This window comes from Streptomyces sp. NPDC090108 (assembly GCF_044747185.1).
Lineage (GTDB): Bacteria > Actinomycetota > Actinomycetes > Streptomycetales > Streptomycetaceae > Streptomyces.
The window spans coordinates 108274-122493 of the sequence record NZ_JBIVDQ010000010.1; the positions used below are offsets into that span (position 1 = coordinate 108274).

At 72.3% G+C, this 14220-nt stretch carries 14 protein-coding genes and 1 tRNA gene; 7 read left to right on the top strand and 8 right to left on the bottom strand.

Translation table 11 applies throughout. From position 1 onward, the window contains the following. Positions 1–130 precede the first annotated feature (130 nt). Positions 131–307, top strand: a complete 177-nt coding sequence (locus tag ACIPRD_RS30305) for a hypothetical protein (protein WP_401567812.1) — start codon at positions 131–133, stop codon at positions 305–307. Between the two features lie 70 nt (positions 308–377). On the opposite strand, the gene ACIPRD_RS30310 is transcribed toward ACIPRD_RS30305, so the two are convergent. The 3 genes from ACIPRD_RS30310 to ACIPRD_RS30320 all read right to left on the bottom strand — a co-directional run bounded on the left by ACIPRD_RS30310 (position 378) and on the right by ACIPRD_RS30320 (position 2429). Continuing rightward, a tRNA-Pro gene (locus ACIPRD_RS30310) sits at positions 378–451 on the bottom strand. 67 nt (positions 452–518) lie between these two features. Continuing rightward, positions 519–1277 (bottom strand): Pr6Pr family membrane protein, encoded by a 759-nt coding sequence (locus ACIPRD_RS30315; protein ID WP_356407507.1) that lies wholly within the window; start codon positions 1275–1277, stop codon positions 519–521. A 225-nt stretch (positions 1278–1502) separates the two neighbouring features. Continuing rightward, on the bottom strand, positions 1503–2429 hold the full coding sequence (locus tag ACIPRD_RS30320) for a metallophosphoesterase (protein WP_356407510.1): 927 nt from the start codon (positions 2427–2429) through the stop codon (positions 1503–1505). Between the two features lie 94 nt (positions 2430–2523). Here ACIPRD_RS30320 and ACIPRD_RS30325 point away from each other — a divergent pair, with 94 nt between their 5' ends. Continuing rightward, entirely contained in the window at positions 2524–2991 is a 468-nt protein-coding gene (locus tag ACIPRD_RS30325) for a GatB/YqeY domain-containing protein (protein WP_356407513.1), read from the top strand. 286 nt (positions 2992–3277) lie between these two features. On the opposite strand, the gene ACIPRD_RS30330 is transcribed toward ACIPRD_RS30325, so the two are convergent. Next, on the bottom strand, positions 3278–5644 hold the full coding sequence (locus tag ACIPRD_RS30330) for a transglycosylase domain-containing protein (protein WP_401567662.1): 2367 nt from the start codon (positions 5642–5644) through the stop codon (positions 3278–3280). 547 nt (positions 5645–6191) lie between these two features. On the opposite strand from ACIPRD_RS30330, the gene wblA reads away from it, so the two are divergent. Next, entirely contained in the window at positions 6192–6530 is a 339-nt protein-coding gene (gene wblA, locus ACIPRD_RS30335; RefSeq protein WP_356151450.1) for a transcriptional regulator WblA, read from the top strand. 432 nt (positions 6531–6962) lie between these two features. Here wblA and ACIPRD_RS30340 read toward each other — a convergent pair whose 3' ends face one another. Continuing rightward, on the bottom strand, positions 6963–8279 hold the full coding sequence (locus ACIPRD_RS30340) for an ArsA family ATPase (protein WP_356407519.1): 1317 nt from the start codon (positions 8277–8279) through the stop codon (positions 6963–6965). After that, entirely contained in the window at positions 8276–9253 is a 978-nt protein-coding gene (locus ACIPRD_RS30345; protein WP_356407521.1) for an ArsA-related P-loop ATPase, read from the bottom strand. The genes ACIPRD_RS30340 and ACIPRD_RS30345 overlap by 4 nt, the downstream gene beginning before the upstream one ends. A 106-nt stretch (positions 9254–9359) precedes the next feature. Here ACIPRD_RS30345 and ACIPRD_RS30350 point away from each other — a divergent pair, with 106 nt between their 5' ends. The 4 genes from ACIPRD_RS30350 to ACIPRD_RS30365 all read left to right on the top strand — a co-directional run bounded on the left by ACIPRD_RS30350 (position 9360) and on the right by ACIPRD_RS30365 (position 12174). Continuing rightward, positions 9360–9521: a DUF4177 domain-containing protein gene (locus ACIPRD_RS30350; RefSeq protein ID WP_356407524.1), complete on the top strand. Its 162-nt coding sequence runs from the start codon at positions 9360–9362 to the stop codon at positions 9519–9521. Further along, positions 9518–9982, top strand: coding sequence for a RidA family protein (locus tag ACIPRD_RS30355; protein WP_401567666.1), 465 nt, complete (start codon positions 9518–9520; stop codon positions 9980–9982). Before ACIPRD_RS30350 ends, ACIPRD_RS30355 begins: the two co-directional genes overlap by 4 nt. A gap of 330 nt (positions 9983–10312) precedes the next feature. Further along, a complete protein-coding gene (locus ACIPRD_RS30360; protein WP_401567668.1) occupies positions 10313–11347 on the top strand; it encodes an NUDIX hydrolase in 1035 nt (344 codons plus the stop codon). Beyond that, entirely contained in the window at positions 11344–12174 is an 831-nt protein-coding gene (locus tag ACIPRD_RS30365) for an MBL fold metallo-hydrolase (protein WP_356407532.1), read from the top strand. The genes ACIPRD_RS30360 and ACIPRD_RS30365 overlap by 4 nt, the downstream gene beginning before the upstream one ends. 145 nt (positions 12175–12319) lie before the next feature. Here the strand turns inward: ACIPRD_RS30365 and ACIPRD_RS30370 are convergent, their stop codons facing one another. Both ACIPRD_RS30370 and ACIPRD_RS30375 read right to left on the bottom strand, forming a co-directional pair. Then, positions 12320–13204, bottom strand: a complete 885-nt coding sequence (locus ACIPRD_RS30370) for a nucleotidyltransferase (protein WP_401567670.1) — start codon at positions 13202–13204, stop codon at positions 12320–12322. A 135-nt stretch (positions 13205–13339) separates the two neighbouring features. Then, a complete protein-coding gene (locus ACIPRD_RS30375; protein ID WP_014674022.1) occupies positions 13340–14014 on the bottom strand; it encodes a Crp/Fnr family transcriptional regulator in 675 nt (224 codons plus the stop codon). Positions 14015–14220: the final 206 nt, after the last annotated feature.

Genomic DNA, 14220 nt, shown 5'->3' on the forward strand with positions numbered 1-14220 from the left:
CTGTGCTCGCCGCGGCTCGCCCTTCGCGGTTGTGCGCCTACCTTGTGCTCGCACTCCCTAGCGGCGTACGAAACAGGCGGGGCCGGCCCCCGAATGGACACCGCGCGAGCTGCGACACAGCTTCGTCTCGCTGCTCTCGGACCACGGCATCCCGCTTGAGCGCATCGCGCAGCTGGTCGGACACGCCAGTCAGGCCACCACGGAGGCTGTCCGCCGGAAGCAGCTCCGACCGGTCGTTACCGAGGATGCGGAAGCTATGGACGTGATCTATGCCCAGCGGCGCGAGGCGACCGCCCGCGAGGCTTGATCAAAGGCCTTTGGCCCCCAAACGCGTCAGAGGCCGGTGGGTAAACTTACCCACCGGCCTCTGACCAGCGTCGGGGTGGCGGGATTTGAACCCACGACCTCTTCGTCCCGAACGAAGCGCGCTGCCAAGCTGCGCTACACCCCGATGTCGTTCGCTCTCGCTGGCGACGTCGTTTACTTTAGCCCACCGGTGGCCGGAGACGAAATCCGGTTCAGACGCGGCGGCGGGTCGGGGACGGGCGGACGTGGTCCAGGGCGATCAGGAGGACCGCCAGGCCGTAGATCGCGAGGCCCAGCAGGAGCGCGTCGGCGAGGGTGCCGCGGTAGCCGTGGGCGTCGGCGTCGAGGAAGGGATAGAGGTAGCGGGCCGGCGCGGAGGCGGGGAGGTAGGCCGCCCGGGCGAGGTAGAAGACCAGGTAGGCCAGGGGATACAGCAGCCATGTCGCGGCCTGGCGCAGGCGCAGGCGGCCTGCCGGGGTCAGCAGCAGCCAGTCCAGGACGACCGCCGTCGGGACCAGCACGTGGAGCACCTGGAGCGTCAGCCACGAGACGTGCCAGCGGGCCGGGACCGCCGTCGAGCCCGTCATCGAGAACGAGGGCGTCGTACTGGCCAGGAGCAGGTGGTAGACCAGCGCCGCGACCACCGCGTAGAGGAGCGTGGCCCCGGTCACGCCCCCGGGCAGCGGGCGGCGGGTGCGCCAGGCCCTTGACGCCGAGAGGAGCATGACGGCGGCCACGATGATGTTGGCCTGGACGCCGAAGTAGCTCAGGGTGCGGGCCGGGGTGCCCAGGAGAAGCTCCAGGGCGACGCCGGCCGCCGCGGCCAGGGCGATCAGGAAGCGGAACAGTGCCGCCTGCGGGCGGCGGATCGGCCCCACCACGGCCGTGGCCGGCACGGGCGAGGGCTGCAGCACGGGCGGGCTCGGGATCGCCGGGAGCTCCGGGATGTCCCTGGGTATCGGGGCGGTCATGCCCTCACGCTAAGCAGGAGGGACGAAGGGGGCCATGTGGGGCACTCCGGGCGGGTTAATCCCGGGGGAGAGGAAGGAGAGGGGAAGGAGGGAAGGGGGCCGGACCCCTTTGCCTGCTCCCGCCTCCCCGGCGGCACTCCAGCCCCTGCGGCGCCCGTCCGCAGCAGCACTCCAGCCCCTGCGGCGCCCGTCCGCAGCAGCACTCCAGCCCTGCGGCCCCCTCCGCTACTCCCGTCCCACCAGCGTCAGCAGCGTGACCTCCGGCGGGCACGCGAAGCGGACCGGGGTGTAGCGGTTGGTGCCGCAGCCGGCCGAGACGTGGAGGTAGGAGGTCCGGCCCTCCGCGGTGTGGGTGGAGAGGCCCTTCACGCGGTCGGTGTCGAGGTCGCAGTTGGTGACCAGGGCGCCGTAGAAGGGGATGCAGAGCTGGCCGCCGTGGGTGTGGCCGGCCAGGATCAGCGGGTAGTCGTCCGCGGTGAAGGAGTCCAGGACGCGCAGGTAGGGCGCGTGGACGACGCCCATCGAGAAGTCGTACGTGCCGGACGGGCCGCCGGCCACCCGGGCGTAGCGGTCACGCTTGATGTGGGGGTCGTCGAGGCCGGTCAGCTCGATGGACATGCCCTCGACCTTCAGGACACCCCGGGTGTTCGTCAGGTTCAGCCAGCCCGCCGTGTCGAAGCCGTCCCGCAGGTCCTCCCACGGGTTGTGGATCGCCCCGGTCACCGGCTTGTTGCCGTTCAGGCCGTGACGGCCGCTCGCCTTCTCCAGCAAGTAGCGGGCGGGGTTGCGGAGTTTGGGGCCGTAGTAGTCGTTGGAGCCGAAGACGTACGCGCCCGGGAACTCCATCAGCGGGCCGAGGGCGTCCAGCACCTCCGGCACGCCCTCGGGGTCCGAGAGGTTGTCGCCCGTGTTGATCACGAAGTCGGGGCGCAGGCCCGCCAGCGACTGCAGCCAGCGCCGCTTCTTGCTCTGGCCGCTCACCATGTGGATGTCGGAGACCTGGAGCACGCGCAGCGGGCGCATGCCCGGCGGGAGCACCGGGACCGTGACTCGCCGGAGGCGGAAGGAGCGGGCTTCGAAGCCCGCCGCGTACGCCACTCCGGCGGCGCCTGCCGCCATGATTCCCAGGGGTACTCCATATCGCGCGCGCATACGGCCATCGTGTCAGACGCGTCCAGGGCCCTGATACCGGCCGCCCGGTAAATCAAGGGGCGTTCGGGCGCGCGTACCTGCGACAATCGGTTCCATGACCACCACGCTCAAGGCGAAGCTGCACGACGACCTCAACGCCGCGATCAAGGCCCGCGACGAGCTGCGCTCGTCGACGCTCCGGCTGACGATCACCGCGATCACCAAGGAGGAGGTCGCGGGCAAGGAGAAGCGGGAGCTGTCCGACGACGAGGTCCTCAAGGTGATCACCAAGGAGGCCAAGAAGCGTCGCGAGGCGGCCGAGGCCTTCGCGCAGGGCGGTCGTACCGAGCAGGCCGAGCGGGAGAAGGCGGAGGGCGAGCTCCTCGCCGAGTACCTGCCCAAGCAGCTCTCCGACGAGCAGCTGGACGCGATCGTCTCCCAGGCCGTCGAGGAGGCCAAGGCGGGCGGCGCCGAGGGCCCGCGGGCCATGGGTGCCGTCATGAAGATCGTGAACCCGAAGGTGGCCGGCCTGGCCGAGGGCGGCCGTGTCGCCGCCACCGTGAAAAAGTTCCTCCAGGGCTGAGCCCGGCCCGGGGCCGTCGGAGAGCCTCCGGCGAGCCCCCGCCGGGCCCCTCAAGCCCCCAGGCCCCCTCGGGGTCCTCAAGCCCCCGGCCCCTCAAGCTCCCGGGCCCCCGCGGGTTCCTCAAGCTCCCGGGCCTCTCGGGTTCCTCAAGCTCCCGGGCCCCGCGGGCTCCCCGAGCTTCCTGGGCCCCCGGATCTGCGTGCGACGGCGGGGCCGCACCCTCCTCAAGGGTGCGGCCCCGCCGTCGTACCGCCCTGCCGGGCCCGGGGCGCCCGGCCCCGCCGGGTCAGCGCCGCTGGCCGCCGTTCCCGCCGCCGTTGCTCGCGCCGTTGCGTCCGCCGTTGGCCTGGCCCTGGATGAAGTTGCCGGGCACGCTGAACGTCGGTGCCGGTGCGGTGCCGCCGCCGGGGTTGCCCGGCGTGCCGCCGCCCGTGTTGCCGTTCGCTCCGCCGAACACGCCGCCGTCGGCTCCGCCGTTCGCCGAGCCGCCGAAGAGGCCGCCGATCAGACCGCCCGTACGGCCGCGGTTGCGTCCGTCGTTGCCGCCGTTGTCGTCGCCCCGGCCGTGGTCGTCCCCGTGGTCGTCGTCGGGGATGTCGACCAGGTTGAAGTCCGGGGCGGACTTGCCGGAGAGGGCGCCGGTCATGGCGTCCTTCCAGATCGGGCCCGGGACGTCGGCGCCGTAGACCAGCGGGTGGAACAGGCCGCCGATGGTGATGTTGGTCATCTGCACGTCCTGCCGGGCGCTGCCGACCCAGACCGCGCCGGACATGTTGGGCGTGTAGCCGACGAACCAGGCGTTCTTGCGGCTGTCGGTGGTACCCGTCTTGCCCGCGTTGTCACGGTCGTTCAGACCGGCCTCCTGGCCGGTGCCCGAGTCGATCACGCCGCGCAGCAGGGTGTTGACGGTGTCGGCCGTCTTCTCGCTCATCGCGCGCGAGCAGGTGGACCGGGGCACCGGGAGCGACTCCTCCTCGTCGCCGACCTTCTGGGTGATCGAGGTGATGGCGATCGGCGTGCAGTACATGCCCCGGGAGGCGAAGGTGGCGTACGCCTCGGCCATCGTCAGCGGGGACAGGCCGATCGCGCCGAGGGCGATGGAGGGCGTCTCCGGAAGCTTGGAGCCGTCGCCCTGGACCACGTGCATCGCGTCGGTCATCTTCACCACCGGGCAGAGCCCGATGTCGGAGATCAGCTGCACGAAGTAGGTGTTGATGGACTTCGCCATCGCCTCCTTCATGCGGTACGGGCCCTTCTCGGACTCGTTCTCGTTCTCGACCTCCTCGTGCTCGGTGTTGCGGTACGGACCGCTGCTGCACCGCTGCACGGGGCTCGGGTAGGGCATCTTGTACGGCGCCGAGTACTCCTGCGTCGCCGGCTTGCCGCCCTCGATCGCGGCCGCGGCCACGAACGGCTTGAACGTCGAACCGGTCGGGAAGCCGTAGTTGGAGCCGCCCCAGGCGCGGTCGACCGAGAAGTTGTACTCGGTCTCGTTCTTGCCGTAGCCGAAGGGCTTGGACTGGCCCATCGCCAGGACCTTGCCGGTGCCGGGCTCGACCAGGGTGGAGGCGGCGGCGACCGTGTCGGACTTGTTGACGTGGTCCTTCAGGGAGGCCTGCACGGAGTCCTGGGCCTGCGGGTCCAGGGTCGTACGGATGGTCAGGCCGCCCTTGTTCCAGACCTTGGCGCGGTCCTCGCTGGTCTTGCCGAAGGTCGGGTCGTTGAGGAAGACGTGCTCGACGTACTTGCAGAAGAACGCGGCGCCCCGGGTGGCGGTGATGCAGCCGTTCTTGGGCTGGCTGACGTGCAGCCCGAGCGGCGCCGCCATGGCCTTGTCGGCCTCGCCCTGGGAGATGTCGCCGACCTCGGCCATCCGCTGGAGCACGGTGTTGCGCCGCTTGGTGGCCTCGGCCTCGTCGTTGACGGGGTCGTAGCGGCTCGGCGACTGCACGATGCCGGCCAGCAGCGCGGCTTCCTGGAGGTTCAGGTCCTTGGCGTGCTTGGAGAAGTACCGCTGGGAGGCGGCCTCGACGCCGTACGCCTGCTCGCCGAAGAAGGTGATGTTCAGGTAGTTCTCGAGGATCTTCTTCTTGCCGAGCTTCTCCTCGATCTGGATGGCGTACTTCAGCTCGCGGACCTTGCGGCCCAGCGTCTGCTGGGTGGCCTGGGCGACCTTCGTCGGGTCGTCGCCGGCCTCCTCGATGAAGTAGTTCTTCACCAGCTGCTGGGTGAGCGTGGAGGCGCCCTCGGCGACGCCGCCGCTCTGGGCGTTCTTGTTCAGGGCGCGCAGGACGCCCTTGAGGTCGATGGCGCCGTGCTTGTAGAAGCGCGAGTCCTCGATCGCGACGATCGACTTCTGCATGTACGGCGAGATGTCCTTGAGGTCCACCACCGTGCGGTCGCGGGAGTAGACGGTCGCGATCTGGTTGCCCTGGCTGTCCAGTATGGTCGTGCGCTGGCTGAGCTGGGGGCTTTTGAGGTTGGCCGGGATCTCGTCGAAGCCCTTGACCGAGCCCTTGGCCGCGAGGCCCAGCGCGCCGGCCGCGGGCAGCGCGATGCCCGCCATCACGGCTCCCGCGAGCACACTGACACCGAGGAACTTCGCGGCCTGCTGCGTTGCCGAGAGACCACCGCCCGAGCGCTTCTTTGGCATGGGGGCAGCCTAATCCGTAGGTGTCCGCGTTCCGATGGAGCGGCTCCCTCTCGGGATGTTCAGGTGCACGATCGTGACGTGCGCGGGGGCCGGCGCGTGTCGGCGCACGTCACACGCGGGCTCGCGTCACGGCACGGCAAAGCGGGGCGCGCACCTTCTGATTCGCCGGACACGCGCGCAGGCCTTGGCCTAAGCTGCTCTCAACTGTCACGGCAGTACGGCCACGTATCAATACGTCCGACGACCCCGAATCGTTCCGGAAGTACCCGACTTTCTGGTGGGGGCGTGTCCGGATTCGCCTTGTGTGTCACCCGACGCCCGCTGTGGCGCATCACAGCTGTCCCGCTTTGCCGGGATGATCACGCATGTCACCAGCTCACTCCCGCGGGTGATCTGCCGCTTACCCATAGTCCGTTCGGGCCATTCAAGATTGGGCCCGAAGGGGGTGTTGCGCTGCCCCCACCTTCCGTAACGTCCTCAACTGGCGGCGGTGAATATGCCGCTGCCGCCGTGGGGGAGCCTCGATTCGGGAGAGGACGGCGCCGGTATGGGCTGGGTAACCGACTGGAGTGCGCAGGCTGCCTGCCGCACTACCGATCCGGATGAACTGTTCGTTCAGGGAGCAGCGCAGAACAGGGCCAAGGCGGTGTGCACCGGATGCCCGGTGCGTACCGAGTGCCTGGCCGACGCGCTGGACAACCGCGTCGAATTCGGCGTGTGGGGAGGCATGACGGAGCGGGAGCGTCGCGCGCTGCTGCGCCGCCGGCCCACCGTCACCTCCTGGCGCAGACTGCTGGAGACCGCCCGCTCGGAGTACGAGCGCGGCGTCGGGATCGTGCCCCTCGACAACGACGAGGTGTACGAGAACTACGCGGCCGTGAGCTGAGGGCAACGCCCCGCGGCATAGGCCGAGGGCCACGGTGACCGGGCATGGGCCCGGTGTCACCGGCCGGACGAGTGCCCCGGGCGTGCGGTCCGGGCGTACGGCTCCGGCGTCGGGCCGGGACACGGTGCCGGCGTGCTTCTCACCTGTGCGTCCCGGGCGTGCCCCGTGGTCGCTCCTCGGGTGTGCACCGCGAGCGTCTGCCGACGCGTCTCGCGGGCGTGCGGCCTGGCGGGTGGGCGCGGAACCCTGTACCGCTTCCGGCAGTGCCCGTGGACGGGGCGCCTCGGGTGAGGCCGCGACACGGTGATGCCGTACGGCTGCCCCGCGCGGGCGGTACGGCCGCGGCCCGGGCCCGTGGGACGGCGGCCCGCTGCGCGGCGGGTGCCGCGAGTCCGTTCGCGCTGCCCTGGCGGCCGCGCTGCCAGGACGCCGCTATGCCAGTTCGCTCTGCCCTGCCGCCAGCCGGTCGCCGATGTCACGCAGGCCCGTCAGGTCGTGCACATCGCCGGGGAGCGCGGGTACCTCGACGACCGCCACCTCGGGGTGGCGGGAGACGAAACGGTCCCGCGTGCGCTGTTCGCGCGCGAGCAGCTGCATGCGTTCGGCGTGCAGCCTCAGCAGGCCGGCGGTGAGCTGATCGACGGACCGCTCCGTGTCCGTGGCGGGGGAGCCTTCGTCGGGAGCGGGTGCACCGGAAGCGGGGGAATCTGAACTTCCGTACGTGTCGGGAGAGTTACGAAGTCCAGCTTTCCCGTCCCCCTGATCCACAATGCGGGGCTCGTCAAGATTTTCCGCGGCGGCCAGCGCCCGCTCGGCCGACAGCCGGTCGGCCCCGCTGCCGTGGACGCGGTTGAGCACCAGACCCACCAGCGGCATCTTCTCCGCGGCCAGCCGTTCCACGAAGTACGCGGCTTCGCGCAGCGCGTCCCGCTCGGGCGCGGCCACCACGAGGAACGCCGTACCGGGCGCCTGGAGCAGCTTGTACGTGGCGTCCGCGCGGGTGCGGAATCCGCCGAAGGTGGTGTCCATCGCGGACACGAACGTCTGGACGTCCCGCAGCAGCTGGCCGCCCAGCAGCTTGCCCAGGGTGCCGGTCATCATCGACATGCCCACGTTGAGGAAGGCCATCCCCGCGCGGCCGCCGAGCTTGGCGGGGGCGGTCAGCACCCGGATCAGCCGGCCGTCCAGGAAGGAACCGAGCCGCTTGGGCGCGTCCAGGAAGTCCAGCGCCGAACGGGACGGCGGGGTGTCGACGACGATCAGGTCCCACTCGTCCCGGGCCCGCAGCTGCCCCAGCTTCTCCATCGCCATGTACTCCTGCGTGCCGGCGAAACCGGCCGAGAGCGACTGGTAGAAGGGGTTGGACAGGATCACGGCCGCCCGCTCGGGGTCCGCGTGCGCCTCCACGACCTCGTCGAAGGTGCGCTTCATGTCGAGCATCATGGCGTGCAGTTCGCCGTCGCCGTCGGTGCCCTTCACCCGGCGCGGCACGTTGTCGAGCGAGTCGATGCCCATCGACTGCGCCAGCCGCCTGGCCGGGTCGATGGTGAGGACGACCACCTTGCGGCCGCGCTCGGCCGCCCGCAGCCCGAGAGCCGCCGCGGTCGTCGTCTTGCCGACCCCGCCGGAGCCGCAGCACACCACGATCCGGGTGCGGTCGTCGTCCAGCAGCGCGTCGACGTCGAGCACGCGCGCGGGAGCGAGACGGGGGCGGGTGGCGTCCTGCGCCTCGGCCGGGTCCGGACTCATGACAACCCCTGACTGCGCAACTCGGTGGCCAGCTCGTACAGGCCCGCCAGATCCATGCCCTCGGCGAGCAGCGGAAGTTCGTGCAGCGGAAGGTCCAGCTCCGCCAGGGCGGCGCGCTGCTCCTGCTCGAGCTCGTGCCGCTCGGCGTACTCGGCGGCCTGCTCCAGCAGCGGACCGACCAGCCGCTCGGCGTTCCCGCCCCGGCGGGCGCCGCCGAGCCCCGCCGCGGACAGCGCCCGGGCGACCGAGGGCCGCGCGACGGTCCGCGCGAGTTCCAGGTCGGCCGCGTCGAGCATCGCGGGACGCGCCATGTTCACGATGACCCGGCCGACCGGCAGCTTCGCCGCGCGCAGTTCCGCGATGCCGTCGGCCGTCTCCTGGACGGGCATCTCCTCCAGCAGCGTCACCAGGTGCACCGCCGTGTCCGGCGACTTGAGCACCCGCATCACGGCCCCCGCCTGATTGTGTATCGGGCCGATCTTGGCGAGGCCCGCCATCTCGTCGTTGACGTTCAGGAAGCGGGTGATGCGGCCGGTCGGCGGCGCGTCCATGACGACGTGGTCGTACAGGAACCGCCCGCTCTTGTCCTTGCGGCGCACGGCCTCGCACGCCTTGCCGGTGAGCAGGACGTCCCTGAGGCCCGGCGCGACGGTGGTCGCGAAGTCTATGGCGCCGAGTTTCTTCAGGGCGCGGCCCGCGCCACCGAGTTTGTAGAACATCTGGAGATAGTCCAGAAGGGCCAGTTCGGGATCGATGGCCAGGGCATACACCTCTCCGCCCCCGGGAGCGACGGCGATCTTCCGCTCCTCGTAGGGCAGCGCCTCGGTCTCGAAGAGCTGTGCGATGCCCTGCCGGCCCTCGACCTCCACGAGAAGCGTCCGCTTCCCCTCGGTCGCGAGGGCCAGCGCTAGGGCGGCGGCGACCGTCGTCTTGCCGGTCCCGCCCTTGCCGCTGACGACCTGGAGCCTGCTCACACCATCGAGGTTAACCAGTCCGGCCGCCACTCACGCGGGAGGCTGTGGATAACGGCGCCCGCGGGCGTCCGACTTTCCCCCCGGTCACAGCGGCTACAGTCGCCCCATGACCAAGTGGGAATACGCAACCGTGCCGCTGCTCGTCCATGCCACGAAGCAGATTCTGGACACCTGGGGCGAGGACGGCTGGGAGCTCGTCCAGGTCGTGCCCGGGCCGAGCAACCCCGAACAGCTCGTGGCCTACCTGAAGCGGGAGAAGCAGGCGTGAGTGCCGCCGAGGCCAAGCTGGCCGAACTGGGCCTGACGCTGCCGGCGGTCGTACCGCCGCTGGCCTCGTACCAGCCGGCCGTGCAGTCCGGCATGTACGTGTACACCTCCGGCCAGCTGCCGATGGTGGAGGGGCAGCTGCCCGTCACCGGCAAGGTGGGCGCCGAGGTCACGGCCGAGGAGGCCAAGGAGCTGGCCCGCACCTGCGCGCTGAACGCCCTGGCCGCCGTGAAGTCCGTCACCGGCGACCTGGACCGCATCGCGCGCGTGGTGAAGGTCGTCGGCTTCGTCGCCTCCGCGGCCGACTTCACCGGGCAGCCCGGTGTCGTCAACGGCGCCAGCGAACTGCTCGGCGAGGTCCTCGGCGAGCGGGGTGTGCACGCCCGCAGCGCGGTGGGCGTCGCGGTGCTCCCGCTGGACGCGCCGGTCGAGGTCGAGATCCAGGTCGAGCTGCTTCCGTAGCGGCCCGCCACGGCGTTCTCCGCCGCCACGGCTCCGGGGGAGCGGTCCGCCACGGGCGGTCTCCCCGGAGCGGCGCGGCGGGTCCCGCCCCCTGTGGCTTCGGGGTCCCGCGCTCTCCGGCTTCGGGGTCCCGCGCTCTCCGGCTTCGGGGCGGCCGCCCCTCTGTGGCTTCCGGGCCCCGCACTCTCCGCCTCCGGGTTCCGCGCCCTCCGGCTTCGGGGTGCAGCCCCCTGTGGCTTCCGGGGCCCGCTCCCTGTGGCTTCCGGGCCCCGCTCCCTCCGGTCTCCGGCACCTCTCGAACATTCGCACTGCACGGGATAGCCTCCGGCCATGGCGAACGGTCAGTGGTACCCCCCGGAGTGGCCGGACCGCATCCGCGCTCTCGCGGACGGCTCCCTCACCCCGGTGTCCCCCAGGCGCGCGGCCACCGTGCTGCTGCTGAAGGACACTCCGGCCGGACCGGCCGTCCACATGCTGCGCAGACGCGCCTCCATGGCCTTCGCCGGAGGCGCGTACGCCTATCCGGGCGGCGGGGTGGACCCGCGCGACGACGACCGCCGGATCCGCTGGGCGGGCCCCACGCGCGCGTGGTGGGCCGAGCGGCTCGGCGTCGACGAGGCGGGCGCCCAGGCGATCGTCTGCGCCGCCGTCCGGGAGACGTACGAGGAGGCGGGTGTCCTGCTCGCCGGTCCCGGTCCCGGCTCGGTCGTCGGCGACACCACCGGTGACGACTGGGAGGCCGACCGTGCCGCCCTGGTCGCGCGCGAGCTGTCGTTCGCCGAGTTCCTGGACCGCCGCGGCCTGGTCCTGCGCTCCGACCTGCTCGGGGCCTGGACGCGCTGGATCACGCCCGAGTTCGAGGCGCGCCGCTACGACACCTGGTTCTTCGTGGCCGTCCTTCCCGAGGGCCAGCGCACCCGGAACGCCTCCACGGAGGCCGACCGCACGGTGTGGATCCGCCCCGAGGAGGCTGCCGCCGGGTACGACAGGGGCGAGCTGCTGATGATGCCGCCCACCATCGCCACCCTGCGCCAGCTGCTGCCCCACGCCACCGCCGCCGGGGCGCTCGCCGCCGCACCCGCGCGGGACATGACCCCGGTACTGGCGCGCGCCCGTCTCGAGGACGGGGAGATCGTGCTGTCCTGGCCGGGACACGACGAGTTCACCAAGCACGTCCCGGCCGGGCCCACGGCCCCCGCGACCACGGCCACGCCCTCCGGGCCGGCCGAGCACACCCCAGCCGAGGCCCCCGCCCCCGCCCCTGCCGAGGGCCCCGCGCCCGCCGAGGCCCCCGCGCCTGCAGAAAACCCCGCCCCCGCCGAGGCCCCCGCGCCCGCCCCCACGACCGCCGGAGGTGCCGCATGACCGACGCGGCAACCCTGCCCGGTCAGCCCCGGGGCGGTGTCCTGTCGGGGCCGGCGACCGCGCGGGCCGTCAACGTCCTGGCGCCCAACGCCTCCGTGATGACCCTCGACGGCACCAACACCTGGATAGTCGCCGAGCCGGACTCCGAGCTGGCCGTGGTGATCGACCCGGGCCCGCTGGACGACGGCCACCTGCGCAACGTCGTCGACACCGCCGAGCGGGCCGGCAAGCGCGTCGCCCTCACCCTGCTGACCCACGGCCATCCCGACCACGCCGAGGGCGCGGGCCGCTTCGCCGAGCTGACCGGCACGCGGGTGCGCGCCCTCGACCCGGCGCTGCGGCTGGGCGACGAGGGGCTGGGCGCCGGGGACGTGATAGCGCTCGGCGGACTGGAGCTGAGGGTCGTACCGACCCCGGGGCACACCGCGGACTCCCTGAGCTTCCACCTCCCGGCCGACCGCGCCGTGCTGACCGGGGACACCGTCCTCGGGCGCGGGACGACCGTCGTGGCCCATCCCGACGGCCGCCTGGGGGACTACCTGGACTCCCTGCGCCGTCTGAGGTCGCTGACCGTGGACGACGGCGTGCACACCGTCCTGCCGGGCCACGGGCCGGTCCTGGAGGACGCCCAGGGTGCCGTGGAGTTCTACCTCGCCCACCGCGCCCACCGCCTCGCCCAGGTCGAGTCGGCCGTCGAGGACGGCTGCCGCACCCCGGACGAGGTCGTCGCGCGCGTGTACGCCGACGTGGACCGCTCGCTGTGGCCGGCCGCCGAACTGTCGGTACGGGCCCAGCTGGACTACCTCACCGACCACGGCCTGATCTGACCCGCGCCGACCACGGCCTGACCCGACCGCGCCGACCACGGCCACGTCCGCCCCGCGCGCCCCGTGCCGGGTGCCGCACGCCCCGCGCCGGGCGCCGCGGGCCCGGCGGCACCCCTGAGGGCCCCGAAGGCCGGAGGAGCACGCCTTACGGCCGCGGGGCCTTGACCCCGTGCACGCGCGCGTACTCCGCGGCGAGCCACGGGCCCAGGTCCTCGGTGTACGTCCGCAGGGCGGCCGGGTCGCCGACGGGCTCACGGCCGTACTCGGCGGCCGCGCGCATCGCCGCCGCCCGCTCCGGGTGGCAGGCGCCGAACACCGAGGCCATCTCGCGCAGGTCGCTCGTCCAGCCGTTCCAGCGGGGCATGACGAGGGTGAAGCCGGTGCGGACCAGGTGCCGGGACATGAAGCGCACCAGAGGACGCCGGGCCTCCTCGGTGTCCGCGGCGGCCGCGATCCGCTCGCGCCAGCGCGGCAGGTACAGCGCCAGGTCGCCGTTGGTCTCGCGGGCCAGCAGCGAGTCGGGGCGGTAGCGGGGCAGGAACCCGGCCAGGTCCTCGCCGGACAGCGGGGTGCACAGGCAGGCCACGAACCAGCCCATGTCGTGCCGCTCCGGACCGCTCAGCAGCCGCTCCCGGCCGTACAGCAGCGTGCCCACGCCGTCGATCTGCGGGAACTCCGCATCGAGCGCCCTGCCGAGGGCCTGTACGGCGTCCCGGTCGGCGTCGGCCGGCTCCTCGTGGAGGGCCACCAGCAGGTCCAGGTCGCTGCGGCCCACGCGCGCGGTGCCGCGCGGGAGGGACCCGTAGAGGTAGGTGCTGTGCAGGCGCGCCCCGAACGTCCGCGCCAGGCTCTCGCGCGCGGCGGCCACCACCGGGCGGAACGCGTCCGGCACGCGCGCGAGGGAGCCCTCGCGCGCGATGAAGCCCTGGGCGTCGAGGCCGTGCGGCGGGGGAGCCCCCGGGAGCGGCGGGAGAACCCCCGGCAGGGCACTTCGCGGCACGGCGGCTGAGGGGACGAGCGGCTCCGGCATGGGCCCACTGTCGCGCGGGCGCCGCGGTCCGCGCGAGGCGTTTTCGGCGGCGTTCTCGGCGCGGGTACGGCAACGGGGGCCGCGCCTGGTGTCAGGCGGGCCCCCGGCGCCGTACACGTACGGCTTGAGCGGGCGTCAGCGCGAGCGCTTGGCCAGTCGCTCCACGTCCAGCAGGATGACCGCCCGCGCCTCCAGGCGGAGCCAGCCGCGCTGGGCGAAGTCGGCGAGCGCCTTGTTCACGGTCTCGCGGGAGGCGCCGACCAGCTGGGCCAGCTCCTCCTGCGTGAGGTCGTGGACGACGTGGATGCCCTCCTCGGACTGCACGCCGAAGCGGCGCGACAGGTCCAGCAGGGCACGCGCCACACGACCCGGGACATCCGAGAAGACCAGGTCGGACATGGCGTCGTTGGTCTTGCGCAGCCGGCGGGCGACGGCGCGCAGCAGGGCGCCGGCCACCTCGGGGCGTGCGTTCAGCCAGGGCTGGAGGTCGCCGTGCCCCAGACCCAGCAGCTTCACCTCGGTCAGCGCGGTCGCGGTGGCCGTGCGCGGGCCCGGGTCGAACAGCGACAGTTCGCCGATCAGTTCGCCGGGGCCGACGACGGCGAGCATGTTCTCGCGTCCGTCGGGGGAGGTGCGGTGAAGCTTCACCTTGCCCTCGGTGACGACGTACAGCCGGTCCCCGGGGTCGCCCTCGTGGAACAGCGAGTCGCCACGGGCGAGGGTCACCTCGCTCATGGAGGCGCGAAGCTCAGCGGCCTGCTCGTCGTCGAGAGCCGCGAAGAGCGGGTTGCGCCGCAGAACGTCGTCCACGAGTTCTCTCCTTGTCGACCTGCTCAGGGGATCTTGCTCCCCGGTGTGCCAGGGGTCCGTGTTCCCCATTTTGCCGGACGTTCCAAACAGTGTGATCTGTCACAAGGATGCCGCACAGGTGTCCCGACGTATGCGGCAGGGGTCCAATCGGGGGCTGATCTTCCGGGTCCGGGGCAGATGTCGGTGCCGGGCTTTAGGCTGGCCGG

Bases quoted from the DNA above. Each gene is read 5' to 3' on its own strand.
- ACIPRD_RS30315 (WP_356407507.1), bottom strand. From the start codon at position 1,277: ATGACCGCCCCGATACCCAGGGACATCCCGGAGCTCCCGGCGATCCCG.
- ACIPRD_RS30320 (WP_356407510.1), bottom strand. From the start codon at position 2,429: ATGCGCGCGCGATATGGAGTACCCCTGGGAATCATGGCGGCAGGCGCC.
- ACIPRD_RS30325 (WP_356407513.1), top strand. From the start codon at position 2,524: ATGACCACCACGCTCAAGGCGAAGCTGCACGACGACCTCAACGCCGCG.
- ACIPRD_RS30330 (WP_401567662.1), bottom strand. From the start codon at position 5,644: ATGCCAAAGAAGCGCTCGGGCGGTGGTCTCTCGGCAACGCAGCAGGCC.
- wblA (WP_356151450.1), top strand. From the start codon at position 6,192: ATGGGCTGGGTAACCGACTGGAGTGCGCAGGCTGCCTGCCGCACTACC.
- ACIPRD_RS30340 (WP_356407519.1), bottom strand. From the start codon at position 8,279: ATGAGTCCGGACCCGGCCGAGGCGCAGGACGCCACCCGCCCCCGTCTC.
- ACIPRD_RS30350 (WP_356407524.1), top strand. From the start codon at position 9,360: ATGACCAAGTGGGAATACGCAACCGTGCCGCTGCTCGTCCATGCCACG.
- ACIPRD_RS30360 (WP_401567668.1), top strand. From the start codon at position 10,313: ATGGCGAACGGTCAGTGGTACCCCCCGGAGTGGCCGGACCGCATCCGC.
- ACIPRD_RS30365 (WP_356407532.1), top strand. From the start codon at position 11,344: ATGACCGACGCGGCAACCCTGCCCGGTCAGCCCCGGGGCGGTGTCCTG.
- ACIPRD_RS30370 (WP_401567670.1), bottom strand. From the start codon at position 13,204: ATGCCGGAGCCGCTCGTCCCCTCAGCCGCCGTGCCGCGAAGTGCCCTG.